Source organism: Curvibacter sp. GW821-FHT01G03 (assembly GCF_059422285.1).
The window spans coordinates 100948-123144 of the sequence record NZ_JBWKWP010000003.1; the positions used below are offsets into that span (position 1 = coordinate 100948).

At 67.9% G+C, this 22197-nt stretch carries 20 protein-coding genes; 13 read left to right on the forward strand and 7 right to left on the reverse strand.

What is annotated here, in order from left to right; all coding sequences use genetic code 11:
* Nucleotides 1-21 precede the first annotated feature (21 nt).
* From AC07VS_RS04750 to AC07VS_RS04765, 4 genes are all read right to left on the reverse strand, one after another.
* Nucleotides 22-249, reverse strand: coding sequence for a recombinase-like helix-turn-helix domain-containing protein (locus AC07VS_RS04750; RefSeq protein ID WP_492349664.1), 228 nt, complete (start codon nucleotides 247-249; stop codon nucleotides 22-24).
* A 39-nt stretch (nucleotides 250-288) separates the two neighbouring features.
* The gene (locus AC07VS_RS04755; RefSeq protein ID WP_494658040.1) at nucleotides 289-1254 is read right to left on the reverse strand and encodes a VOC family protein; all 966 of its coding nucleotides are present in this window, start codon (nucleotides 1252-1254) and stop codon (nucleotides 289-291) included.
* Nucleotides 1255-1285: 31 nt separating this feature from the next.
* The gene (locus tag AC07VS_RS04760; RefSeq protein ID WP_492349712.1) at nucleotides 1286-1765 is read right to left on the reverse strand and encodes a cupin domain-containing protein; all 480 of its coding nucleotides are present in this window, start codon (nucleotides 1763-1765) and stop codon (nucleotides 1286-1288) included.
* 263 nt (nucleotides 1766-2028) lie between these two features.
* Entirely contained in the window at nucleotides 2029-3039 is a 1011-nt protein-coding gene (locus AC07VS_RS04765; protein ID WP_492349666.1) for an LLM class flavin-dependent oxidoreductase, read from the reverse strand.
* Nucleotides 3040-3177: 138 nt separating this feature from the next.
* On the opposite strand from AC07VS_RS04765, the gene putA reads away from it, so the two are divergent.
* From putA to AC07VS_RS04810, 9 genes are all read left to right on the forward strand, one after another.
* Nucleotides 3178-6963, forward strand: a complete 3786-nt coding sequence (gene putA, locus AC07VS_RS04770; protein ID WP_494750317.1) for a trifunctional transcriptional regulator/proline dehydrogenase/L-glutamate gamma-semialdehyde dehydrogenase — start codon at nucleotides 3178-3180, stop codon at nucleotides 6961-6963.
* 547 nt (nucleotides 6964-7510) lie between these two features.
* Complete coding sequence (locus AC07VS_RS04775) at nucleotides 7511-8467, forward strand: MurR/RpiR family transcriptional regulator (protein WP_492349668.1); 957 nt, start codon at nucleotides 7511-7513, stop codon at nucleotides 8465-8467.
* 34 nt (nucleotides 8468-8501) lie between these two features.
* Nucleotides 8502-9521 carry an isoaspartyl peptidase/L-asparaginase family protein gene (locus AC07VS_RS04780; RefSeq protein ID WP_494750318.1) on the forward strand — a complete coding sequence of 340 codons (1020 nt, stop codon included), beginning with the start codon at nucleotides 8502-8504 and terminating at the stop codon, nucleotides 9519-9521.
* Nucleotides 9518-11389 carry a dipeptide ABC transporter ATP-binding protein gene (locus AC07VS_RS04785; RefSeq protein WP_494750319.1) on the forward strand — a complete coding sequence of 624 codons (1872 nt, stop codon included), beginning with the start codon at nucleotides 9518-9520 and terminating at the stop codon, nucleotides 11387-11389. Before AC07VS_RS04780 ends, AC07VS_RS04785 begins: the two co-directional genes overlap by 4 nt.
* A 68-nt stretch (nucleotides 11390-11457) precedes the next feature.
* Nucleotides 11458-12996, forward strand: a complete 1539-nt coding sequence (gene gsiB, locus AC07VS_RS04790) for a glutathione ABC transporter substrate-binding protein GsiB (protein ID WP_494750320.1) — start codon at nucleotides 11458-11460, stop codon at nucleotides 12994-12996.
* Nucleotides 12997-13235: 239 nt separating this feature from the next.
* Nucleotides 13236-14156 carry a glutathione ABC transporter permease GsiC gene (gene gsiC / locus AC07VS_RS04795; RefSeq protein ID WP_019575745.1) on the forward strand — a complete coding sequence of 307 codons (921 nt, stop codon included), beginning with the start codon at nucleotides 13236-13238 and terminating at the stop codon, nucleotides 14154-14156.
* Complete coding sequence (gene gsiD, locus AC07VS_RS04800) at nucleotides 14157-15050, forward strand: glutathione ABC transporter permease GsiD (protein WP_492349673.1); 894 nt, start codon at nucleotides 14157-14159, stop codon at nucleotides 15048-15050.
* Between the two features lie 3 nt (nucleotides 15051-15053).
* A complete protein-coding gene (locus AC07VS_RS04805) occupies nucleotides 15054-16151 on the forward strand; it encodes a DmpA family aminopeptidase (RefSeq protein WP_494750321.1) in 1098 nt (365 codons plus the stop codon).
* Nucleotides 16152-16155: 4 nt separating this feature from the next.
* Nucleotides 16156-16992 carry a M55 family metallopeptidase gene (locus AC07VS_RS04810; protein ID WP_494750322.1) on the forward strand — a complete coding sequence of 279 codons (837 nt, stop codon included), beginning with the start codon at nucleotides 16156-16158 and terminating at the stop codon, nucleotides 16990-16992.
* An 8-nt stretch (nucleotides 16993-17000) separates the two neighbouring features.
* Here the strand turns inward: AC07VS_RS04810 and AC07VS_RS04815 are convergent, their stop codons facing one another.
* Together AC07VS_RS04815 and AC07VS_RS04820 are read right to left on the reverse strand one after the other, a co-directional pair.
* A complete protein-coding gene (locus AC07VS_RS04815) occupies nucleotides 17001-17324 on the reverse strand; it encodes a type II toxin-antitoxin system RelE/ParE family toxin (RefSeq protein ID WP_494658046.1) in 324 nt (107 codons plus the stop codon).
* Nucleotides 17321-17593, reverse strand: a complete 273-nt coding sequence (locus AC07VS_RS04820; RefSeq protein ID WP_492349677.1) for a hypothetical protein — start codon at nucleotides 17591-17593, stop codon at nucleotides 17321-17323. Before AC07VS_RS04820 ends, AC07VS_RS04815 begins: the two co-directional genes overlap by 4 nt.
* Nucleotides 17594-17724: 131 nt before the next feature.
* Here AC07VS_RS04820 and AC07VS_RS04825 point away from each other — a divergent pair, with 131 nt between their 5' ends.
* Nucleotides 17725-18972 carry an HD domain-containing phosphohydrolase gene (locus tag AC07VS_RS04825; protein ID WP_494658047.1) on the forward strand — a complete coding sequence of 416 codons (1248 nt, stop codon included), beginning with the start codon at nucleotides 17725-17727 and terminating at the stop codon, nucleotides 18970-18972.
* On the opposite strand, the gene AC07VS_RS04830 is transcribed toward AC07VS_RS04825, so the two are convergent.
* The gene (locus AC07VS_RS04830; RefSeq protein ID WP_494750323.1) at nucleotides 18958-20037 is read right to left on the reverse strand and encodes an NUDIX domain-containing protein; all 1080 of its coding nucleotides are present in this window, start codon (nucleotides 20035-20037) and stop codon (nucleotides 18958-18960) included. The two genes, AC07VS_RS04825 and AC07VS_RS04830, sit on opposite strands and share 15 nt — an antisense overlap.
* 112 nt (nucleotides 20038-20149) lie before the next feature.
* On the opposite strand from AC07VS_RS04830, the gene AC07VS_RS04835 reads away from it, so the two are divergent.
* From AC07VS_RS04835 to AC07VS_RS04845, 3 genes are all read left to right on the forward strand, one after another.
* Nucleotides 20150-21409, forward strand: coding sequence for an Hsp70 family protein (locus AC07VS_RS04835; protein ID WP_492349680.1), 1260 nt, complete (start codon nucleotides 20150-20152; stop codon nucleotides 21407-21409).
* A gap of 119 nt (nucleotides 21410-21528) precedes the next feature.
* The gene (locus tag AC07VS_RS04840) at nucleotides 21529-21819 is read left to right on the forward strand and encodes a nucleotidyltransferase family protein (RefSeq protein ID WP_492349681.1); all 291 of its coding nucleotides are present in this window, start codon (nucleotides 21529-21531) and stop codon (nucleotides 21817-21819) included.
* Nucleotides 21816-22193, forward strand: coding sequence for a HepT-like ribonuclease domain-containing protein (locus AC07VS_RS04845; RefSeq protein WP_492349682.1), 378 nt, complete (start codon nucleotides 21816-21818; stop codon nucleotides 22191-22193). The genes AC07VS_RS04840 and AC07VS_RS04845 overlap by 4 nt, the downstream gene beginning before the upstream one ends.
* Nucleotides 22194-22197: the final 4 nt, after the last annotated feature.

The following is a 22197-nucleotide window of genomic DNA, read 5'->3' on the forward strand; positions in this document are numbered from 1 at the left end:
GTGCTCCAGGGTGAGGGGGGGTCAGGCGCCGAGGCGGGCCATTTCGGCCTTGAAGGTCTCAACCGTCCAGGGCTGGCTGTTGGGGCCGGCGGGGCCGGCCTTGTTCAGGTAGTCGATCAGGGCTTCGATTTCGTGCAGGCCTTGCGCGAAAGCACGTTCGATCGAGTCGCCCAGCAGGGTCTCGTAGGCCGTGGGCGGCGCTTCGCGGTGCTGGTGGGTTTCGTTGTAGAGAGGGGGGGTGGCGCTCATCAATAACCTCCGGAGGGTTCGTGGGGTGATCTGAGGGAATCAGTCTTTGGGGCGATCGGTCATGAAGCGACCGCTCGGTGCATCGGCGTTGACCTGGCGTCGTGTCTGGCCGTCGATGCCCCCCTTGATGGCCCATTCCGCAAACACGGTGGGGCCGGGGGTGAAATCGCGGGCCTGCCAGTCGGCGGTCAGCTCGTCTTCGTCGGTGTAGTACTCAACCAGGGCACCGGCCGGGCTGATGAAGTACCAGAACAAGGCCGACGAAATCGGATGCCGGCCCGGGCCGAGCTCGGTGCTCCAGCCGCAGCGCGACATGTGCATGCCGCCGCCAATCACTTCGTGCAGGTCACGCACGGTGAAGGCCACGTGGTTCAGGCCGGCGCGGGGCTCGGGCAGTTGCAGCAGGAACAGGTCGTGGTGGCCGCCCTCGGGGGCGCAGCGCATGAAGTGGCCGCGACCGGGGTAGCGGTCGGACACCACGAAGCCCAGGTGTTGTTCATAGAAGGCGGTGGTGGCTGCGAGGTCTTTCACGAAGAACACCACGTGGCCCACTTCGACCGGCGTGGCGCGGTCGTAGGCCGGGCTGGGCTGGTTCACCCGGCCGCGTGTGGCCCAGGTGTTGGTCTGCGCGCAGGGCAGGTCCAGCACGCGCTTGCGCGTCACCTGCACCCGCACGGCCAGGCCGTTGGGGTCGGTGCAGCCGATGCGCTGGCCATCGTCGACGTAGCCGGGCTGGCCGGCCAGGCGCGAGCGCAGCACGTCCAGTTCGGCGTTCGAGCCCACGGCCCATACCACTTCACGCAGCGTGGGGTCGGCCTCGATGCCGGCGGGCAGGCCAGGCTTGTCGGAATGGGCCACCTTCACGCGGCAGCCGTTGAGCGACTCGAACACCAGCTCTTGCGGCTCCTCGGACACCAGGTGAAGGCCCCAGTCGCTGAAGAATTGGCGGCACTTGGCCAGGTCCGCCGCACCGAAGGTGATTTCGTCAATGCCCTGAACACTCATGTTGTTTCCTCGTGGGTGGCTGGCCAGGGGCTCAGCGCTTGACCTTGGCCAAGGGGTGGCTGGGCGGGTAGGTGGGGGTCACCGGCTTGGGGTTGCCGATCATCACGCACATCAGGGCTTCTTCGTCACCGATGTTGATCACGCCGCGGTACACGCCCACCGGCCAGGAGATCAGGTCGCGCTCGCCGGCTTCCATTTCCCAGGTTTCGCCGTTCAGTTCGGCAATCAGCTTCACGCGGCCGCGCATCACGAAGAACACTTCTTCGGCATCGGTGTGAATGTGCAGCGGGCCTTCGGCGCCGGCCGGCAGGATCATGGTGGAGAAGGTGAAGTGCTCGGCCACCACCGTGTTCTCGTCGCTGTCCACGCCGGTGGCACCGGTGCCGATGTAGCGCATCTGGGCACGGGCGTACTTGGGGTCGAAATCAGCCTGGAACTTCAGGGCCTCCCAGTCGTAGCGGCGGGTGGCGCGCGTGGCCACACGCGACTTCAGCCATTGCCCCAGATCCATGCCCTCAGGCGGTTGGTACGCGGTTTGCACGCCTTCGGCGGCCGCAGATGCACTCATGACGTTCTCCAATCCGGTTCGTTTCTTAGGTAAAACATAGTTTCGTGATTGAAACGAGCCAAGTCTATAGCAGAGTGGCCGAAATTCAAAGAATTTCAGATCAATGCTTGAGTGGAAAACTCGGGGCCTGGGCCGCGCAGCTGGCGGGCGGGCTCAGGCCTGTCGGGGGGAGCGACAGGAGGTGGGCGCGTGGCGCCCGGGGCGGCTCAGCCCTGTCGGGCCGCTGCGGCAATCTCCAGCGAGCGCAGGCGCAGGGTGGGATCGAACACGTCGCTGACGAGCATGAATTCGTCGGCCTGGGTCAGGTCGGCCAGCCGCGCCAGGCCCTCACGCACGGTGCCAGGTCCGCCCACCACGGCGGCGGCCAGAAAGTCGTCGACCGCGGCGCGTTCTTGGGGTGCCAGCTGGGCACGGAAATGCGGCAGCGGGGGCTGAAGGCGGCGCCGGTCACCGGTCAGGATGCCCAGCACCCTTTGGTAGGTGCTGCTGGCGAGGAATTCGGCCTCTTCATCGGTCGGGGCTGCAATCAGCGGCACGCCAATCACCACATACGGCTTTTCAAGCGTGGCCGAGGGCTTGAACAGGCGCCGGTACAGGTCCACCGCCTGCAGCAGCAGGCGCGGCGCAAAGTGCGAGGCAAAGGCATAGGGCAGACCGCGCTCGGCCGCCAGCTGGGCCGAAAACAGGCTGGAGCCCAGCAACCAGATCGGCACCTGGGTGCCGGCGCCCGGCATGGCGATCAGGCGCTGGCCGGGCTGCACCGGGCCCAGCAGGCGCTGCAGTTCGGCCACATCGCGTGGAAAGTCTTCTTCGGTCTCCACCCGGTCCCGGCGCAGCGCCCGCATGGTCAGCCCGTCGGTGCCCGGTGCGCGGCCCAGGCCCAGGTCGATCCGGCCCGGGTAAAGCTCGGCCAGGGTGCCGAAGGCCTCGGCCACCACCAGCGGTGCATGGTTGGGCAGCATCACGCCGCCCGAGCCCACGCGGATGCGCTCGGTACCGCCAGCGATGTGGCCCACCAGCACGGCGGTGGCCGAGCTGGCGATGCCACTCATGTTGTGGTGCTCGGCCAGCCAGTAACGCTTGAAGCCCAGCTTTTCGGCGTGCTGGGCGGTGCGCAGGGCGATGGACAGCGCGTCGGCCACGGTGCCGCCTTCGCGAACCGCCACCAGATCGAGCATGGACAGGGCAATGTCTTGCAGTGATTTCATGCCGTCCATTGTGCGACGCTCGCATGACCTGCGCACGGAAGGTGAATTGCCTGGTGATTTGTTCATTCAAATCGAATAAATATGGATAAACATTCGGCGTTAAGGCTTGGAAGATAGCGCAATTCACCGAATCCAAGGAGCCTCGCCATGTCAGTCCGTCCGCCCCTCAGTGCCGATGCCGACACCTGCATCCCATTCCAGCCGTTCACGCCAGGCCTGCTGTCAGCAGACCCGCTGCGGGCTGCCATCACCGCAGCCTGGCGCCGGCCCGAGACCGAGGTGGTGCCCGAGTTGCTCAAGCAAGCCCGCCTGCCCCAGCCCTTGGCCGACGCCACCCAGCTACTGGCTCAGCGTCTGGCCCGCCATCTGCGCGAGCGCAAGAGTGTCGGCGGCCGGGCCGGCCTGGTGCAGGGCCTGCTGCAGGAGTACGCGCTGTCGTCCCAGGAGGGGGTGGCCTTGATGTGCTTGGCCGAAGCCTTGCTGCGCATCCCCGATGCCGCCACCCGCGATGCCCTGATCCGGGACAAGATCGCCCATGGCGAATGGGCACGCCACCTGGGCAAGAGCCCTTCGTTGTTCGTCAACGCAGCCACCTGGGGCCTGCTGCTGACGGGCAAGCTGGTTTCCACCCACAGCGAAAGTGGCTTGGGGGCGGCGCTGGGGCGGCTGACCGCGCGCGGCGGCGAGCCCCTGATCCGCAAAGGGGTGGACATGGCCATGCGCATGATGGGCGAGCAGTTCGTGACGGGCGAAACCATCGCCCAGGCCCTGCGCCATGCCGCCACCCTGGAGCCCCAGGGCTTTCGCTACTCCTACGACATGCTGGGCGAGGCCGCACTCACCACCGCCGATGCCCAGCGCTACCTGCGTGACTACCAGCAGGCCATCGAAGCCATCGGCCGGGCCTCGGCCGGGCGCGGCGTGTATGAAGGCCCCGGCATCTCGATCAAGTTGTCGGCGCTGCACCCGCGCTACAGCCGGGCCCAGCACGACCGCGTCCATGCCGAGCTGTACCCCGTGCTGCGCCAGTTGGCGCTGCAGGCGCGTGGCCAGAACATCGGTCTGAACATCGACGCCGAAGAAGCCGACCGCCTGGAGCTGTCGCTGGAGTTGCTTGAGCGCCTTTGCTTCGAGCCTGCTCTGGCGGGCTGGAACGGCATCGGTTTCGTGATCCAGGCCTACCAGAAGCGCTGCCCGCAAGTGATCGACTGCGTGATCGACCTGGCCCGGCGCAGTGCTCACCGCCTGATGGTGCGCCTGGTCAAGGGCGCCTACTGGGACAGCGAAATCAAGCGTGCCCAGCTCGATGGCCTGAGCGACTACCCCGTGTACACCCGCAAGGCCTATACCGACGTGTCCTACCTGGCCTGCGCCCGCCGCCTGCTGGCTGCGCCCGAGGCCATCTACCCCCAGTTCGCCACCCACAACGCCCACACCCTGGCCGCCATCTACCAGTTGGCCGACCCGGCCCGCTACCAGCCCGGTCAGTACGAGTTCCAGTGTCTGCACGGCATGGGCGAACCCCTGTACGAGCAGGTGGTGGGCCCGGAAACGGCGGGCCGTCTGAACCGGCCCTGCCGCATTTATGCGCCCGTGGGCAACCACGAAACCCTGCTCGCCTACCTGGTGCGCCGCCTGTTGGAGAACGGTGCCAACACCTCGTTCGTGAACCGCATTGCCGACACCAGTCTGCCGCTGGACGAACTGGTCCAAGACCCGGTGCAGACCGTCGAGCAGATGGCGCTGCGCGAAGGCACGCTGGGGCTGTCCCACCCATCGATCGGTACACCGCCCGAGTTGTACGGCGCGGCCCGCCGCAACTCCAAGGGCGTGGACCTGGCGTGCGACACCGCGCTGCAGGCCCTGCAGGCCGACCTGTTGCGCAGCGCCCACGTCGAATGGCAGGCCCAGCCGCTGCTGGCCGGACCTGAGGCACAGGCCGAGTGGGCCGAACCGGCCCAGCCGGTGCTCAACCCGGCTGATCTGCGCGACCCCGTTGGCCGGGTGCAGGAAACCACCCTGGCCGGCGTCGAATGGGCGCTGCAGGCGGCCACCGAGGCCGCACCCGGCTGGGCCGCCACGGCCCCGGCTCGGCGGGCCCTGGCCCTGGAGCAGGCCGCTGACCTGATGGAGCAACAGCTGGGCGTGCTGATGGGCCTGCTGGTGCGCGAAGCGGGCAAGACCTGCGCCAATGCCGTGGCCGAGGTGCGCGAGGCGGTCGATTTCCTGCGCTATTACGCCGCCCAGGCGCGCCGCGATCTGGCCGATCTGCCGCACCGTCCGCTGGGCCCCGTGGTCTGCATCAGCCCCTGGAACTTTCCGCTGGCCATCTTCACCGGCCAGGTGGCCGCCGCCCTGGCCGCCGGCAACCCGGTGCTGGCCAAGCCGGCCGAGCAGACCCCTTTGCTGGCCGCGCAGGCCGTGCGCCTGCTGCGCCAGGCCGGCGTGCCCGACGCCGTGCTGCAACTGCTGCCCGGCCGCGGTGAAACCGTGGGGGCCACCCTGGTGGCCGACGAGCGGGTGCAAGGGGTGATGTTCACGGGCTCCACCGAGGTGGCGCGCCTGCTGCAACGTCAATTGGCCGGCCGCCTGAGCCCGAGCGGACGCACGATCCCGCTGATCGCAGAGACCGGCGGTCAGAACGCCATGATCGTGGACTCGTCCGCCCTGGTCGAGCAGGTGGTAGCCGATGTGCTGGCCTCGGCCTTCGACAGTGCGGGCCAGCGCTGCTCGGCCCTGCGCGTGTTGTGCGTGCAGGAAGAGGCCGCCGACCGCGTGTTGCAGATGCTGACCGGCGCCATGGCCGAGTTGCGCCTGGGCCGCCCCGATCAGCTGCACACCGATGTGGGCCCGGTGATCGATGCCGAAGCCCGGGCCGGCCTGCTGCGCCACATCGATGCCCTGCGTGCCCAGGGCCGCCGGGTGCAGCAGCCCCTGGGTCGGGGCGGGTTGGACGACACCCGGCACGGCCATTTCGTGCCGCCCACCGTGATCGAACTGAACAGCCTCAGCGAACTGCAGCGCGAGGTGTTCGGCCCCGTGCTGCACGTGCTGCGCTACCGCCGCGAAGCCCTGCCCGAGTTGCTCGACCAGATCAATGCCACCGGCTACGGGCTGACCCTGGGCCTGCACACCCGCATCGATGAAACCATCGAGCGCGTGGTCGCCGGGGCCCATGCCGGCAACGTGTATGTGAACCGCAACATGGTGGGCGCGGTGGTGGGCGTCCAGCCCTTCGGTGGCGAAGGCCTGTCGGGCACCGGGCCCAAGGCAGGCGGTCCGCTGTACCTGTACCGCCTGCTGGCCCAGCGCCCTGAGGCGGCTCTGGCGCGCAGCCTTGACGACGAGGGCGCCACGGTGTCGGCGGACCCCGCGTCGGCTGCACTGTTGGCGCCTCTGCAAGCCTTGGCCGAGTGGGCCGAACGCAACGCCCAGCCGGCCGTGGCGGCGGCCTGCGCGCAATGGGGGGCGCAGGGCCAGACCCGCCGTGCGCGTTGCCTGTGTGGCCCGACCGGCGAGCGCAATGTCTACAGCCTGTTGCCGCGTGAGTCCGTGCTGTGCCTGGCCGATCAGGACAGCGACCGCCTGTGTCAACTGGCTGCCGTGCTGGCCGTGGGCAGCCAGGCGGTCTGGCCTGACAGCGCTCAGGCTCTGTTGCAACGCCTGCCCGAAGAGGTGCAAGGCCGGATCGTGCTGTGCAGTGACTGGACCCGCCCGGAAACCCACTTTGATGCCGTGCTGCACCACGGTGAGCCCGCTGCCCTGCGCCAGGTGGGCTTGCGAGTGGCCCAGCGCCCGGGCCCTATCGTGGGCATCACCGGTCTGCTGCCGGGCGAGGCCGCGATCCCCCTGGAGCGGCTGTGGGTCGAGCGAGCCCTCAGCGTCAACACCGCGGCGGCCGGCGGTAACGCCAGTCTGATGACGCTGGCCTGAGCCCCCGGAGGGGAAGGCCCTCGGGCGCCTCCCCTTGACCCTTGGAGTCGCCGGGCGGGCTTGCGGATTTCGTATCGGATTGTTACATTCGAAGGGCTTTTCGGCTCATTTGTCGCCAAGCCGTCTCAGACGGTAGATCCGGCCGCTGAAGGGCTGACAAGCATGCAGGGAAGAATGTGGGCGCCGATGGGCCGCCCCGGGTCGTCGTCCGGAGTCGCGCCAGCGAATCTTCGCTGTCCGGAATGACCGATCCTGGGGTGACACCGGTCTGCTGCGGCAGGGCGGTCAAAGCCCCTCAGGCGTTGGATGCTGGTTGATTGTTACGCAATACCTTTTCAACTCCAGTTTGGAAAACCCGGCAGCCGCCGGGTTTTTTTTCGCCTGTGCACTGGGCTGCAGCCTTCTGGGGCCCCACGCCCCCGATCGGTGCATGGGACCTCGCCCCGCCCCATTGGCCCCCCGGGAAGAACCCCATGCGGCAGGCCTGTAAATTGCTTTACAGTATTTCGGTTCTCTGAAAACTTTTTTACAAACCTCGCCTTCCACCATGTCCCGTGACCTCGCCCATGCTGATTGGACTGGCCGTTTTGCCGGCCTGCCCGTGCTGCAGCATGTGGCCAGCCAGGCGCCGGCCCTGCCGGCGGCACTGCAACGCATGGCGCGGGCCGTGTTGGCGCACCCTTTCCGGGCCGCCACGCTGAGCATCGAGGAATTTGCGCGCGAGACCGAGGTCTCTGTAGCCAGCGCCAACCGGCTGGCCCGGGCACTGGGGTTTGCCGGCTACCCGCAATTCCGGGCCGAGCTGGCCCGCGGCTTCGAATCGGTGCTGGCACCCGTTGAGAGCTTGCGCAGCAACCTGCAGCAGCCTGCCGGCACGGTGCAGACCATGGCGGCCTCCTTGCAGGAAACGCGCGACAACCTGGACCGCACGCTGCAAGCCCTGCAGGACCAACCTTGTGAGCAGGCCGTCGAACTGCTGCTGCAAGCCGATCAGGTCATGACCCTGGGTTGGGGCAGCAGCGCCTTCCTGGCCGGCCTGCTGCAGCACGAACTCGAACCTTATTGCAGCGGCGTGAGCTGCCTGGCCCAGGCCGGCGGCCCTTCGCATGCCGCGCGCCAACTGTTCCGGCGCGGGCCACGCGACCTGCTGATCACGCTGGCCTTTCCGCGCTACGTCAGTGACACCGTTGAGCTGACCCGGCTCGCGCGTGAGCGCGGTGTGCGCATCCTGGCCCTGACCGACAAGCCCGCCTCGCCTCTGGTGGCGCTGGCCGACTGCACCTTGTACGCCCACATCCAGCGTCAGGTGGCCGCCACCTCGAACGCTACCGCGTTGGCGCTGATCGAGGCCCTGGTGGCGGCCGTGGCGCGGCGCAGCGATGCGGCGGTGCAGCGCCAGCATGAGCTGACCCAAAGCGTCATGCCCTGGCTGCACCTTGACGCTCTTGCCGAAGGGCGTGACCGGCCCCGCGGGCCCGCCCGCCCTGGCACGCCGAACGACTGACTTAACGACCGACCGACGGAGCAGACCCTCGCCCATGCTGTCCACAGCCCACCCCACTTCTTCCCGCCCGACCCCCGTGCTGGTGCTGCACGGCGGCGCGGGCACGCTGACCCGTGGCGCCATCACGCCCGAGCAGCAGACCCGCTACCGCAGCGCGCTGAACGACATTCTGTTGGCCGGCCAGGCCCTGCTGGCCCAGGGTGCCGACGCGCTCGATGTGGTGACCGAAACCGTGCGCCTGCTGGAGGAGTGCCCTTTGTTCAACGCCGGGCGCGGCGCGGTCTATACCGCCGATGCGCGCCATGAGCTGGACGCTTGCGTGATGCGTGGCAGCGATCTGGCCGCCGGTGCGGTGGCGGGTGTGCGCCGTCTGCGCAATCCGGTGCTGGCGGCGCGCGCCGTGCTGGCCTCGGCCAGCCCGGTCCTGCTGATCGGTGAGGGGGCCGAGCGCTTTGCCATCGAGCGGGGGTGTGAAACCGTGGCGCCCGACTGGTTCGACACGCCGGAGCGCCTGGCCCAGTTGCGCAGTGTGCAGGCGGCGCCTGGTGGAACAGCGGCACTCGACCACGATGCCCAGAACCTGCTGGCGGCCAAGGCGCCGTTGGACGAGCGCGCCAAGATGGGGACGGTGGGCGCGGTCGCCCTGGATGCGCAGGGCCACCTGGCCGCGGCCACGAGCACCGGCGGTGTCACCAACAAATTGCCTGGCCGGGTGGGCGATTCGCCCCTGGTGGGCGCAGGCAACTATGCCAACGACCGCACCGTGGCCGTGTCGTGCACCGGCATGGGCGAGGCCTTCATCCGGGGCATGGCCGCCTATGATGTGTCGGCCCTGATCGAGTACGCCGGCCTCGGCCTGGCCGAAGCCTGCCGTCGCGTGGTGCACGACAAGCTGCCGCCCATGGGCGGGCGCGGTGGTCTGATCGCGGTGGACGCGCAAGGGCAGGTGGCCTTGCCCTTCAACACCGAGGGGATGTACCGCGGCTGGGTCCGTCCGGGCCAGCCTCCGGTGGTGGCCATCTACGCTGACGAAGACGACCGGAGTCCTGCATGAGTGCAATGCCCATCCCCCCCGCCGAGAGCGCACGTCGCGTGCTGGAGGTGCAGGACCTGCGCGTCAGCTTCAGCACCGAGCAAGGCCGCCTGCAGGCCGTCAAGGGCCTGAACTTCCACGTCGATGCGGGTGAGACCCTGGCCATCGTGGGCGAGTCGGGCTCGGGCAAGTCGGTGTCTTCGCTGGCGCTGATGCGCCTGATCGAGCAGGGCGGTGGCGTCATCGACAGCGGTCGCATGTGGCTCACGCGCCGCAACGGCGAGCGCGTGGACCTGGCCCAGGCTGGCGCCCGCCAGATGCGCAGCCTGCGCGGCGCCGACCTGGCCATGGTGTTCCAGGAGCCCATGACCAGCCTGAATCCGGTGTTCACCGTGGGCGAGCAGATCGCCGAGTCGATCCGGCTGCACCAGGGGCTGGGGCGCAGCGCGGCGCTGGCCGAGGCCCTGCGCATGCTGGATCTGGTGCGCATTCCCGAGGCGCGCAATGTGCTCACGCGGCACCCGCACCAGCTTTCGGGCGGCATGCGTCAACGCGTGATGATCGCCATGGCCCTGGCCTGCAAGCCCGCCTTGCTGATTGCCGACGAGCCCACCACGGCGCTCGATGTGACCATCCAGGCCCAGATCCTCACGCTGATCCAGCAGCTGCAGCGCGACCTGGCCATGGGCGTGATCTTCATCACCCACGACATGGGCGTGGTGGCCGAGGTGGCCGACCGCGTGCTGGTGATGTTCCGAGGTGACAAGGTCGAGGAGGGCGCCTGCCAGCCGCTGTTCGCCCAGCCCCAGCAGCCCTACACCCGGGCCCTGATGGCGGCTGTGCCGCGCCTGGGCGCCATGCAGGGGCACGCCCTGCCGGCCCGCTTTGCCCTGCCGGGCCAGGAGGCCAGCGACAGCGTGGCCAGCCTGACGGCGGTCGACACGGTGCGCCGCGACCAGCCCCCGGTGCTGCAGGTCGAAGGCCTGGTCACGCACTTTCCCTTGCGCGGCGGCTGGCTGGGCCGGGTCACGCGCCGGGTCCATGCTGTGGAGCAACTGAGCTTCAGCCTGCAGCCGGGCGAGACCCTGTCGCTGGTGGGCGAGTCGGGCTGTGGCAAGTCGACCACGGGCCGCTCGCTGGCGCGCCTGCTTGAGTTCAGCGCCGGCCGTGTGCAGGTGGCCGGGCGCGACATCGCCGGCCTGCAGGGGGCCGATCTGCGCGCGCTGCGGCGCGACATCCAGTTCGTGTTCCAAGACCCCTTTGCCTCGCTGGACCCGCGCCTGACCGTGGGCTTCTCGGTCATGGAGCCCTTGCTGCTGCACGGCCTGGCCACCCGCGCCGAGGCCGAGCAGCGGGTTCAGTGGCTGCTGCAGAAAGTGGGCCTGCCGCCGGAGGCGGCGCACCGCTACCCGCACGAGTTCTCGGGCGGGCAGCGCCAGCGCATCGCGATTGCGCGCGCCCTGGCGCTCAACCCCAAGGTGGTGATCGCCGACGAGGCGGTGTCGGCGCTCGATGTGTCGATCCGCGCCCAGATCATCAACCTGATGCTCGACCTGCAGGCCGAGTTCGGCATTGCCTTCCTGTTCATCTCGCACGACATGGCGGTGGTCGAACGCATCAGCCACCGCGTGGCCGTGATGTACCTGGGCCAGATTGTCGAGATCGGGCCGCGCCGCGCCGTGTTCGAGAACCCGCAGCACGCCTACACGCGCCGCCTGATGAGCGCCGTGCCCATTGCCGACCCCAGCCGCCGCCCCGTGCGCGAATTGTTGTCGGACGACATTCCCAGCCCCATCCGGGCGCTGGACAATCCGCCCGAGGTGGCCCCGCTGCACGAGGTGGCGCCTGGCCACTTCGTGGCCCGCCACCGTGTCGGCGGCGCCTACTGAGGTGTTGCGTGTTCAGCGCCTTGCCACCCCTTTTTTGTTTTCTTCTTCAACCCCGGAGTGACTTCACCATGAAACTGAAACTGAATCACCTTGCCGCCGCCCTGGTGCTGGCCGGCCTGTCGGTCTCGTCGGCCCATGCCTCCAAAGACGTGGTGGTGGCGCTGTACTCGAGCTTCACCACCACCGACCCCTATGACGCCAACGACACCGTGTCGCAGGCGGTGGCCAAGTCCTTCTACCAAGGGCTGTACAGCTTCGACAAGGACATGAAGATGGTGCCAGTGCTGGCCGAGAGCAACACCGTCAGCAAGGACGGCCTGGTCTACACCGTCAAGCTCAAGAAGGGCATCAAGTTCCATGACGGCACCGACTTCAATGCCGAGGCCGTCAAGGTCACCTTCGACCGCGTGACCAACCCCGACAACAAGCTCAAGCGCTACAACCTGTACAAGAACATCGCCAAGACCGAGGTGGTGGACCCGTCCACGGTGCGCTTCACCCTCAAAGAGCCCTTCTCGCCCTTCATCAACACCCTGGCCCACCCCTCGGGCGTGATCATCTCGCCCGCGGCCCTGGCCAAGTACGGCAACAAGGGCATTGCGCAGAACCCGGTGGGCACCGGCCCCTTCAAGTTCGTCGAGTGGAAAGCCACCGACTACATGAAGGTCGCCAAGTTCGATGGCTACTGGAAGAAGGGCTACCCCAAGGTGGACACCATCACCTGGCGCCCGGTGGTGGACAACAACACCCGTGCCGCCATGATGCAGACCAATGAGGCGCACTTCGCCTTCACGCTGCCGCCTGAAGCGGTCGAGAACCTGAGCAAGAAGCCCAGCCTGGAAGTGACCCAGGGGCCCTCGATCGTGCAGCGCTACATCTCGTTCAACATGCAGCAAAAGCCCTTCGACAACCCGAAGGTGCGCCAGGCCATCAACTACGCCATCAACAAGGAAGCCCTGGCCAAGGTGGCCTTCTCGGGCTTTGCCGACCCGATGGACTCGGTGGCGCCCAAGGGCGTGGACTACTCGGTCAAGTTCGGCCCCTGGCCCTATGACCCCAAGAAGGCGCGTGAACTGCTGAAAGAGGCGGGCTACCCCAACGGCTTCGAAAGCACGCTGTGGAGCGCCTACAACCACACCACGGCGCAAAAGGTGATCCAGTTCGTGCAGCAGCAACTGGCCCAGGTGGGCATCAAGGTGCAGGTGCAGGCCCTGGAGGCCGGCCAGCGCGTCGAGCGCGTGGAAAGCGCACAAGACCCGGCCACCGCCCCGGTGCGCATGTACTACGTGGGCTGGTCGTCGTCGACCGGCGAAGCCGACTGGGCGCTGCGCCCGTTGCTGGCCTCTGAGTCCTTCCCGCCTCGCCTGTTCAACACTGCGTACTACAAGAACGACGTGGTGGACCACAACATCGCCAAGGCCCTGAACACCACGGACCGCGCCGAGAAGACCCGCCTCTACACCGAAGCCCAGCAGCAGATCTGGAAGGACGCGCCCTGGGCCTTCCTGGTGACCGAGCGCTCGCTGTCGGTGCGCGCACGCAACCTGGCCGGTTTCTATGTGATGCCGGACTGGAATTTCAACTTCGACGAAATTGAATTGAAATAACCCCCCCCTGAGTCGCCTTCGGCGCCATCCCCCCAGGGGGACGACACCCCTGGCCGGGCAAAGCCCGCTCCACGGTGTCTGCTGGCATGGCTTGCTCCGCAGCCTTCTGAACGGTGAGGGCGTTGGGACGCCTAGTGCTGTGCGCCGGGCGTACTCTGTGTGAGGTCCTGATGTCAGACCGATAGCCATCACGATGGGGCCTTGGTCGCCCAGGATTTTTTTGATTGAGCTTGAGATCCATGATCCATTACCTTTTCAGGCGCCTGCTGGGGCTGTTGCCGACGCTGCTGATCGTGGCGGTGCTGGTGTTTTCGTTTGTGCACCTGTTGCCGGGTGATCCGGCACGGCTGGCCGCGGGGCCGGAGGCGGGGCCTGAGACGGTGGAGCTGGTGCGGCAGGACCTGGGGCTGGATCTGCCGCTGCACCAGCAGTTTCTGCGCTTTTTCAGCCATGCCCTGCAAGGCGACTTCGGTACCTCGATCCGCAGCAAGCGGCCGGTGTCCACCGAGATCGCCGAGCGCTTTGCGCCCACACTGTGGCTCACGGTGGCGGCCATGGTGTGGTCGGTGCTGCTGGGTGGGGTGCTGGGCATGGTCTCGGCGGTGTGGCGCAACCGCTGGCCCGACCGCCTGGGCATGACGCTGGCGGTGTCGGGCATCTCGTTTCCGTCGTTTGCACTGGGCATGCTGCTGATGCAGCTGTTCTCGGTGCAACTGGGCTGGCTGCCCACCGTGGGGGCCGACAGCTGGCGCCACTACATCCTGCCTTCGCTCACCCTGGGCGCGGGCGTGGCGGCCGTGATGGCGCGCTTCACGCGCAGCTCCTTCATCGACATCCTCAAAGAGGACTACGTGCGCACGGCCCGCGCCAAGGGCCTGTCAGAGACCGTGGTGGTGGTCAAGCACGGGCTGCGCAATGCGCTGATCCCGGTGGTCACCATGATGGGCTTGCAGTTCGGCTTTTTGCTGGGCGGCTCCATCGTGGTCGAGGTGGTCTTCAACTGGCCCGGCATGGGCCGCCTGCTGGTCGATGCGGTGGACATGCGTGACTACCCCGTGATCCAGGCCCTGGTGTTGCTGTTTTCGCTCGAATTCATCCTGATCAACCTGGTGGTCGATCTGTTGTACGCCCTGATCAACCCGACCATCCGATTCAAGTAAATGACCGAACAAACCACCCCCGCCAGCCCCGTGGCTGCTCCGCAGGTCCGCACCCCGGCGGCTGAGTTCTGGCGCCAGTTCAAGCGCCAGCGTGTGGCCCTGTGGGCCGGCGGCTTTGTGCTGCTGCTGGTGGCCATCGCGGTGCTGGCGCCCTGGCTGGCGCCTTACGACGCCGAAAACTACTTCGATTACGACGCGCTCAACACGCCACCCAGCGCGGCGCACTGGTTTGGCGTGGATGCCCTGGGGCGCGACATCTTCAGCCGCATCCTGCTGGGCACGCGCATCTCGCTGGCCGCCGGCTTCATCTCGGTGGCGGTGGGCGCTGTGATCGGCACCGGCCTGGGCCTGCTGGCCGGGTACTACGAAGGCTGGTGGGACCGCATCGTGATGCGCATGTCCGACGTGCTGTTTGCCTTCCCCGGCATCCTGCTGGCCATCGGCATCGTGGCCATTCTGGGCAACGGCATGATCAATGTGATCGTGGCGGTGGCCGTGTTCAGCGTGCCGGCCTTTGCCCGCCTGGTGCGCGGCAATGTGCTGGCCCTCAAGCACCAGACCTACATCGAGGCAGTGCGCTCCATTGGCGCCACCGATGCCGTCATCATGCTGCGTCACCTGCTGCCGGGCACGGTGTCGTCGGTGGTGGTGTACCTCACCATGCGCATCGGCACCTCCATCATCACCGCGGCCAGCCTGTCCTTTCTGGGGTTGGGCGCGCAGCCGCCCACCCCCGAGTGGGGCGCCATGCTCAACGAGGCACGGGCCGACATGCTCAATGCCCCGCACATCGCGCTGTTCCCCAGCCTGGCGATCTTCGTCACTGTGCTGGCCTTCAACCTGCTGGGCGACGGCCTGCGCGACGCGCTCGACCCCAAGCTGGACCGGAACTGAACCATGCAACGCACCTTCCTGGGCGCACCCCAAGCCGGCACCCTGGGCAGCGGTCCGCTGGACGCCATCACCGACGTGGCCGGCGTTTCGCTGGGCCACGTCACCTTGTCCGAGGGCTCCGTGCAGACCGGCGCGACGGTGCTGCTGCCGGCCCCGGGTGACTTGTTTCTGCACAAGCTGCCGGCAGGCCTGGCCGTCATCAATGGCTTTGGCAAAAGCGCCGGCCTCATGCAGGTGCAGGAGCTGGGGCAGATCGAATCGCCCATCGCCCTGGTCAGCACCTTCGGCGTGGGCGCGGCCAGCAACGCGCTGATCCGCGATGCGATCGCCCACCAGCCCGAGCTGGCGCGCAGCCTGCCCACCCTGAACCCCCTGGTTTTCGAGTGCAACGACGGTTGGCTCAATGACGCCCAGGCCCTGGCGCTGCAGGAGTCGCATGTGCTGCAGGCGTTGCAGACCGCGCGCGAGGCGGGGGCCGGTGCCTGCTTCGCGCAGGGCGCGGTGGGCGCCGGGCGGGGCATGTCTTGCCACGGACTCAAGGGCGGCATCGGCACGGCCTCGCGCCAGCTCGACTGGCAGGGGCGCCGCTACACCCTGGGTGCCCTGGTGCTGGCCAACCAGGGGCGTCCCGAGGCCCTGACCCTGGCGGGCTGCTGCATCGGGCCCGTGTTGCAGCAGCGCATCGTCGGCGCCGAGGCGCCCGGGCCCGAGCGCGGCTCCATCATCATCGTGCTGGCCACCGATGCCCCGCTGGATGCCCGGCAGCTGCAGCGCGTGGCCCGGCGCTCGGCGGCCGGCCTGGCGCGCACCGGTTCTGACTATGGCCACGGCAGCGGCGATGTGGCCCTGGCCTTCACCACCGCCTACCGCCTGCCGCAGCGCGCCGACCAGGCCATGCCCAGCGTCACCCTGTTGCATGAAAGCGCACTGGACCTGTTCTTCCAGGCGGCTGCCGAGGCCACCGAACAGGCCATCGTGCACGCGCTGTGGGCCGCCGTGCCCCTGACCGGGCGCGACGGTCACCACCGCCCTGCGCTCACCGCCGTGGCGCCTGAATTGCTGACCCAAGCGCCCTGGGCGCTGCTCCACCCGAAAGACTGAGGCCATGCCTGCACCCAAGATCCTGATCTCCATGGACATCGAAGGCGTGGCCGGCGTCTGGCGTCCCGAGCAGACCCAGGCCGCCAACGGCGAGTACGAACGCGCCCGCCGCTGGATGACCGAAGAAGCCAATGCCGCCGTGCGCGGCGCCCTGGCGGGTGGTGCCGGCGAGGTGCTGGTGAACGACTCGCACGGCCACTTCGGCAACCTGCTGGCCGACCTGCTGGACCCGCGGGCCCAACTGATCCAGGGCAAGCCGCGCACCCTGGGCATGATGGCGGGGGTGGAACAGGACGTGGACGGCGTGCTCATGATCGGCTGGCACGCCCGGGCCAAGACCCGTGGCGTGCTGGCCCACACCACCAACAGCTTTGCCTTTGCCCGCGTCTGGCTGGGCGGGCGCGAGCTGGGCGAGGTGGGCCTGTACGCGGCGCTGGCCGGCGAGCTGGGCGTGCCGGTGCTGCTGGTCAGCGGCTGCGACGTGCTGGCCGACGAGGTGGCGGCCCTGCTGCCCCCGACCGACATGAGCGTGGTCAAGTGGTCGGATGGCGCGCGCAGCGGTCGCTCGCTGTCGCCCCAGGCTGCCTGCGCCCAGATCGAGCAGGCCAGCCATCAGGCCGTGCTGCGCCTGCAGGGCGAGGGCGCCCCGCCGGCCTGGACCCTGCCCACGCCGCTGACCTTGCGCGTGCAATGCCAGACCCCGGCCCTGGCCGATGTCTTCAGCCTCTGGCCCGCGGTGCAGCGCGAAGACGGCGACACCCTCAGCCTGCCCTGCGCCAGCGTGCAGGACGCGGTGCGCAGCCTGAATGCGCTGGCGGCGATGTCGAGTGTGCTGCGTTGAACTTCGTTTCAGGCTGACGGGTAATCGTCCTCTCTTTGGTGGCGGATGGCTGCCACGATCACGGTGGCCGGCTCTGTGATCTCGAACAAGGCCACGTAGCCTGTGGCGCCGTGAGAGATCACCAACTCGCGCAGAGCGGGATCGCCATCCGCCTTGCGGCAGGTGTGGGGAAAGCGTTCCAGGCGCTTCAGACCTGCAGCAATGGTTTCCAGCGCTTCTTCCGCAGCTTCCAGGCGCCCACTGGCGCGGCGCAACTCACGTTCAATAACAAAATCGAACAGGCGTTGGATATCCTGCCGCGCGGCCTCTGTCAGGAAGACGGAGAAATTCACCGCAAGGTCTGCTGGGCGCGTGCCAGGCGGTCACGCATCTCCTGGATCACCTGGTCTGCGGTGATCAAAGGCTCCCCCATTCGTGCTGCGGCCAGTGATGCCCGGCCTCGTGCAAGGAAGCCTGTCTGTGTGTCATCGGGGGTGTTCTGTTCAACCGGGGCCTTCTCGGTGCTTGCAGGCCTCATGCGTCCGTCCGGGTACAGCGATGGCGCCAGTTCCTCGCACAGAACGGCGGGGTGGGCGGTCGAGGAGCCGTCGGTGGTTTTCATGGCCCGAATGTAGCGCTTTCCAAGGGCGTGTGAATTGCTTTTGCTCGGCTAGCTGACCAACGTTTGCCCCAACGGCTTGACAGCACGGGGGCCCAAGCCGACGATGGGGCGTCAATTTTTGCCCATTTCACATGTCCACCTTCCAGGTCAATCTGCGCGACGTCATCTATTCGCTGTCGGATGCCCTTGACCTGGTGGGGGTGACCCACATCCACCACGGCAAGCGGGTGGCCTACATGGCGGTGGAGTGCGCCAAGGTGCTGGGCTGGGCACCCGAGCGCCTGGACCGTCTGTTCCAGGCCGGCATGCTGCATGACAGCGGGGTGTCGCGCACCTATATTCACCGCCGCCTGACCCAGTTCGAATGGGAGGGCGAGGCCGAGCACTGCCGCATCGGCGCCGAGCTGCTGCGCAGCTGCCCTTCATTGGCCCCGCTGGCCGACATCGTGCTGCACCACCACACCCACTGGAGCACCTTGCAGGGGCTTCCCCTCAGCGACGAGGTCAAGCTGGCGGCCAATTGCATCTACCTGGTGGACCGCACCGACATCCTGACCCTGGCCGCGCTCAAGGACCAGTCCAACATCCTGTACGGGCGCGAGGACACGCGCCAGGCCATCGCGGCCCGGCGGGGTGACTGGTTCTGCCCCGAGCTGGTGGATGCCTTTTTGCAGGCCTCGGCCAGTGAGGCCTTCTGGTTCAGCCTGGAGAGCGAGCAGGTGCGCGGCTACGCTCACGAATGGATCGCCCACGACCGGGTGCGCGACGTCCCCTTTGCCGAGCTGCGCAGCCTGGTGCGCATCTTCTCGGTCATCGTCGACGCCAAGAGCCCCTTCACGCGCGAGCACTCCGAGGGCGTGGCCCGGTTGTCGCGCGCCCTGGGTGAGCGCCTGGGCCTGTCGGAGCGTCGTTGCGAGATGCTGGAGCTGGCCGGTCTGCTGCACGACCTGGGCAAGCTGCGTGTGCCCGATGAACTGCTCGACAAGCCGGGCCGCCTCACCCCCGAGGAGTACGCGGTCATGAAGCGGCACAGCTTTGACACCTACAGCATCTTGCGCACCATCCATGGTCTGGAGGACGTTGCCCTGTGGGCGGCCCAACACCATGAGCGCGTCGACGGCTCGGGCTACCCCTACCACCTGGGCGGCGAGCTGTCGATCGAGGCCCGCATCGTGGCCGTGGCCGACGTGTTCCAGGCCCTGGTGCAGACCCGGCCCTACCGCGCGGGCCTGTCGCCTGACCAAGTGATGGAGATCGTGCACGAACATGCCGACCACGGCGCACTGGACGCCGCGGTGGTGGCCGTGCTCGATGCCCAACTGAGCGTGTTCTGGGCCCTGGCGACGCCGGCCGTCACCCGGGGTTCAAGCCTGAAGTAGCTTCAAGAAGTGATCGATCACCCCAAAGTGGTCGTCAAAGAACTGTTCTTCCAGGCCTGCCAGATCCTGCTGGGCCACCCACAAGGCTTCGCGGGCATCGTCGTCGCCGGTCACCGCGGGCAGAGGACGTTGGCCCAGGTCGAAAAAGTGCGCATGGGTGATGGTGCGCCCGCGCTGGCTGCGGCCCGGGGCATCGAACACGGCCACGCCCTGCAGGGCGGCGCGCCACTCGGCCGGCGGCAAGGCCAGCCGGGTTTCCTCCTGCACCTCGCGCAGGGCTGATTCGAGCAGGGTGTCCTGCTGCTCCAGAAAACCGCCGGGCAGGGCCAGCAGGCCCGCTCCCGGGTGGCGATCGCGCCGGATCAGCAACACATGGCCGGCGCAGCGCACCAGCGCATCCACCGTCACGAACACCGGTGGGTAGGGCGCCACGGCCCAGGCCTCGCGCTGCTGGCGCAGCGTGCGCCATTCGGCGCGCAAGGCCTCGTAGCGCGCGGTGTCGACCAGATCGCCCAGCGCCTTCAGGGTGTCGGGTGCCAGGTGCGGGCTCAGGCGGGCCAGCCCGCGCGAAGGGCTGTCGGCGTTGAACCACAGATCTCGCAGCGCGCCCTCATCGGGCCAGGGGCTGCCTTCGGGGGCACTGGCCTGCAGCACCGGGGCGCCTGCCATGGCCTGCCACCCACTGGCCTCGGGCTGCCCCGCGGGCAGCACGCGCAGCAGCGTGTCTGGCGCCTCGCCGCTGAGGCGGGCCACACCCTCGCGCAGCGCCTGGGCATTGCGCCCGGCCTCGCCCAGCTCGCGCAGTGGCAGAAAGCGCAGGCGCTCGGCATCGCGTGGTGGCAGCGAGGCGCGGATCAGGTCGGCCCGCTCGCCCCAGCTCAGGGGGTGGGCCGGGCTGCGCGCCAGCCAGGCCCCGGCCAGCACCACCACCACGCGCTGGGCATGGCGCAGTGCAGTCTGGATCAAGGCCAGGTCATGGCGGTGCAGCGGCTGGAAGTGGCCGGCACAGACAGCCCAGGCCTGGCGGGCAGGGGGCATCGCGGGGTAAGGGGCAGCGTTCGGCATGGTGCCCCGAGCGTAGCGTGCCCTGGCCCCGCCAGGGCTGTGACACAATCCCGGCCTTCGATTTTTTTGTTCTCGGCGGGCCTGTGGGGCGGCCGGGGCGTTCAGGCATTTCATGGCAAGCACACTTCCCGGCACGCTGGGCATCGACTTCGGAACCTCCAATTCGGCCGCTTCCTGGGCCCAGCCAGGGCAGGACGCCCGCCTCATGGTGCTGGAGGGGCAGGCCACCACCCTGCCCACCACCCTGTTCTTCAATGCCGAAGACAAGACCGTGCATTACGGGCGTGACGCCCTGGCCTGCTACCTGAGCGAGACCGAAGGCCGGCTGATGCGCTCGCTCAAAAGCCTGCTGGGCAGCCCGCTGCTGCTTGAGAAGACGGCGGTGAACGACCAGCAGATCAGCTTCCAGGAGATCATCTCGATGTTCCTCGGCGAGCTGGTGCGCCGCGCCGAAGCCCAGTTGGGCGGCCTGCCGCGCCACCTGGTGCTGGGCCGCCCGGTGCACTTCGTGGACGACGACGCCGAGCGCGACCAACTGGCGCAGGACATGCTGCTGCAGGCCGCTGCCGGCTGTGGCTTCAGCGAAGTGGGCTTCCAGCTCGAACCCATCGCTGCCGCGCTGGACTACGAGCGCCGCCTGAGCGCCGAGACCCTGGTGCTGGTGGTCGACATCGGGGGCGGTACCTCCGACTTCACCGTGGTGCGCCTGGGCCCGCAACGCATCGCCCAGGCCGACCGCAAGGCCGACATCCTGGCCACCTCGGGCGTGCACATCGGCGGCACCGACTACGACCAGCGCCTGAACCTGGAGCAGGTCATGCCCCTGCTGGGCTACCGCCACCTGGGCCCCAAGGGGCGCGAGGTGCCCAGCCGGGTGTTCTTCGACCTGGCCACCTGGCACCTGATCCATTGGCAGCAGACGCCCAAGGCGGTGCGTGAGGCGGCCGAACTCAAGATCGATTACAGCGACCTGCGCCTGCACGAGCGGCTGATGACCGTGCTGCGCGAGCGCCATGGCCACCGCCTGGCCAACAGCGTCGAGCAGGCCAAGATCGGCTGCTCCTCCGGCCAGGGGCCGCAGACCATCGACCTGTCACTGATCGAAGCCGGCCTGCAGGCCAGCCTGAGCCCCGAGGACCTGGCCCGCCATCTGGACCACCTGCTGCAGCAGGTGGTGGCCTGCGCACTGCAGTGCGTGAGCGCGGCCGGGCTGCAGCCGCAGCAGCTGGGTGCCGTGTACCTCACCGGCGGTTCCTCGGCCCTGCGCCCGTTCCAGCAGGCCCTGGCCCAGGCCTTCCCGGGCGTGCCCCTGGTCGAGGGGGATCTGTTCGGCGGCGTGGCTTCGGGGCTGGCTTACGGGCACATGGGCTGAGGGAGCCCACGGCGCGCTGTGTGGCCCCCTCAATGGGCACATTTGGCACAATGGGCCCGCTGAGCCAGTGGGAAATCCCGGGTTCTGGCGTCCAACCGAATTTCGTTGTGGGAGCGTGTATGAAGCCCTCCGTTGCTCTGGCCTTGAACCGTTCCGAAATCCGGCGCGTGGTGGCTTTGCATCGTGCCTGCAATGCGCGCGTGTTCGGTTCGGTGCTGCACGGGGTGGACACCGACGGCAGTGATCTGGACCTCCTGATTGACCCGACACCTGAGACGACCTTGATGGATGTGGCGGCGATCCAGGTCGAGTTGCAGCAATTGTTGGGTGTGTCGGTCGATGTGTTGACCCCGAAGGCGCTTCCTGAGAAATTCCGCGGTGCCGTGCTCGCCGAGGCCGTTCCGGTATGAACAAGGCCCTGCGTGTGCCTGACTATCTGGAGCACATGCTCCAGGCCCTCGAACGTATCGCGCGGTATACGGCAGGCATGGATGAGCAGGCGTTTATGAGCAGCGAACTCGTTCAGGACGCCGTGCTGCGCAACATCGAGATTCTTGGCGAGGCATCCAAACACATCCAGCGTGTGGCCCCCGGGTTTGCCGCTCGCCATGCCGATGTTCCCTGGCAGGTGATGTACACGATGCGCAACCGGGTGTCTCATGGCTATGACACGGTGGACCTGGAGATCGTCTGGAAGTCGATCCAGGGCGATCTACCTCTGTTGTTCAAGCAGGTGCAGGCTCTGGTGGCAGCTGACCCATCCCCTGGGCCTGCTCAGGCATGAAAAA

What these genes read in the sequence shown, in the direction of transcription:
- AC07VS_RS04750 (WP_492349664.1), bottom strand. Translation starts at nt 249, where the DNA reads ATGAGCGCCACCCCCCCTCTCTACAACGAAACCCACCAGCACCGCGAA.
- AC07VS_RS04755 (WP_494658040.1), bottom strand. Translation starts at nt 1,254, where the DNA reads ATGAGTGTTCAGGGCATTGACGAAATCACCTTCGGTGCGGCGGACCTG.
- AC07VS_RS04760 (WP_492349712.1), bottom strand. Translation starts at nt 1,765, where the DNA reads ATGGATCTGGGGCAATGGCTGAAGTCGCGTGTGGCCACGCGCGCCACC.
- AC07VS_RS04765 (WP_492349666.1), bottom strand. Translation starts at nt 3,039, where the DNA reads ATGGACGGCATGAAATCACTGCAAGACATTGCCCTGTCCATGCTCGAT.
- putA (WP_494750317.1), top strand. Translation starts at nt 3,178, where the DNA reads ATGTCAGTCCGTCCGCCCCTCAGTGCCGATGCCGACACCTGCATCCCA.
- AC07VS_RS04775 (WP_492349668.1), top strand. Translation starts at nt 7,511, where the DNA reads ATGTCCCGTGACCTCGCCCATGCTGATTGGACTGGCCGTTTTGCCGGC.
- AC07VS_RS04780 (WP_494750318.1), top strand. Translation starts at nt 8,502, where the DNA reads ATGCTGTCCACAGCCCACCCCACTTCTTCCCGCCCGACCCCCGTGCTG.
- AC07VS_RS04785 (WP_494750319.1), top strand. Translation starts at nt 9,518, where the DNA reads ATGAGTGCAATGCCCATCCCCCCCGCCGAGAGCGCACGTCGCGTGCTG.
- gsiB (WP_494750320.1), top strand. Translation starts at nt 11,458, where the DNA reads ATGAAACTGAAACTGAATCACCTTGCCGCCGCCCTGGTGCTGGCCGGC.
- gsiC (WP_019575745.1), top strand. Translation starts at nt 13,236, where the DNA reads ATGATCCATTACCTTTTCAGGCGCCTGCTGGGGCTGTTGCCGACGCTG.
- gsiD (WP_492349673.1), top strand. Translation starts at nt 14,157, where the DNA reads ATGACCGAACAAACCACCCCCGCCAGCCCCGTGGCTGCTCCGCAGGTC.
- AC07VS_RS04805 (WP_494750321.1), top strand. Translation starts at nt 15,054, where the DNA reads ATGCAACGCACCTTCCTGGGCGCACCCCAAGCCGGCACCCTGGGCAGC.
- AC07VS_RS04810 (WP_494750322.1), top strand. Translation starts at nt 16,156, where the DNA reads ATGCCTGCACCCAAGATCCTGATCTCCATGGACATCGAAGGCGTGGCC.
- AC07VS_RS04820 (WP_492349677.1), bottom strand. Translation starts at nt 17,593, where the DNA reads ATGAAAACCACCGACGGCTCCTCGACCGCCCACCCCGCCGTTCTGTGC.
- AC07VS_RS04825 (WP_494658047.1), top strand. Translation starts at nt 17,725, where the DNA reads ATGTCCACCTTCCAGGTCAATCTGCGCGACGTCATCTATTCGCTGTCG.
- AC07VS_RS04830 (WP_494750323.1), bottom strand. Translation starts at nt 20,037, where the DNA reads ATGCCGAACGCTGCCCCTTACCCCGCGATGCCCCCTGCCCGCCAGGCC.
- AC07VS_RS04835 (WP_492349680.1), top strand. Translation starts at nt 20,150, where the DNA reads ATGGCAAGCACACTTCCCGGCACGCTGGGCATCGACTTCGGAACCTCC.
- AC07VS_RS04840 (WP_492349681.1), top strand. Translation starts at nt 21,529, where the DNA reads ATGAAGCCCTCCGTTGCTCTGGCCTTGAACCGTTCCGAAATCCGGCGC.
- AC07VS_RS04845 (WP_492349682.1), top strand. Translation starts at nt 21,816, where the DNA reads ATGAACAAGGCCCTGCGTGTGCCTGACTATCTGGAGCACATGCTCCAG.